This is a genomic window from Streptomyces iakyrus, assembly GCF_000717055.1.
GTDB classification, from domain to species: Bacteria; Actinomycetota; Actinomycetes; order Streptomycetales; family Streptomycetaceae; genus Streptomyces; species Streptomyces iakyrus.
Genome location: NZ_JNXI01000075.1, coordinates 1 through 796 on the forward strand (window position 1 = coordinate 1; position 796 = coordinate 796).

Below are 796 nucleotides of genomic sequence, written 5' to 3' on the forward strand. Positions count from 1 at the left end.
GGTGCAGACTTCGCAATCCACACCGAACCCAGAGGCCCTCGCCTCGTTCAAGGACCACTCAAGGCGTGTCGCCTGTCACCAACGTCCCGGGACAGCACATCTAGGGCGGCGGCTACGAGCGCGGTGTGTTGCTTCAGCTCACCTCGTCGTGCGGCAACGGCGGAGATGGTCTTGTCCCGGGGGATCGCCATAATGGCGCGCCCGAGTTGGCGCGCGTTGTAGTCGATCGAGGCGTGTACTCCTCTCCGCCAGGAGCGAGGCAGGATGTCCCGTGCGCCGACGGACTGGACAAGGAGACCACACAACATCGCAAGCCTGAAAGAGCGACCGAGGACAATGCGTCCCGGCCGGGGCACGACGGCCGCTTTGATGACTACGTCGTGCACGTCGGCGGACAACAGCACCGTCATTCCGGCAAGCACCCAACTACCGCGGACGGCCAACTCCCGTAATTAAGGGTGTTCGTGGAGCTGGACGACGGGAGTGAGGAACTCAGCGAGCCAGTTCACTGCCCTGGGGGTGAGATCCGACAGCGAATCCGCAGCCGCCAGGAAGACCATCACTACCAGGCCGTAGGCAGGCACGCGACTGCGGACGAAGTGCAGGTAGGTCGAGCGGCGGATGGCCTCCCGCTGGCGGTGCCATGAGAGGTCGGTTGCTGGCAGGTACCTGGTCATTCCGGTCCGCCACGAGTCGGCTAAGAGGTCATCTCGATTGGTGGATCGAAGTGCCGGCGCCCCGGCGGACTGAGCCACTGGGTGCTGGTGCGACGATGCAGGGATGCGCGAGGTCAATG

The 796-nt window shown here is 64.4% G+C and carries 1 protein-coding gene; it reads right to left on the reverse strand.

Annotated features, from left to right (window positions below):
- Positions 1-452: 452 nt before the first annotated feature.
- The gene (locus OO68_RS41590; protein WP_033314702.1) at positions 453-677 is read right to left on the reverse strand and encodes a hypothetical protein; all 225 of its coding nucleotides are present in this window, start codon (positions 675-677) and stop codon (positions 453-455) included.
- Positions 678-796: the final 119 nt, after the last annotated feature.

Coding starts and splice junctions, on each gene's coding strand:
- OO68_RS41590 (WP_033314702.1), bottom strand. CDS start 677: ATGACCAGGTACCTGCCAGCAACCGACCTCTCATGGCACCGCCAGCGG.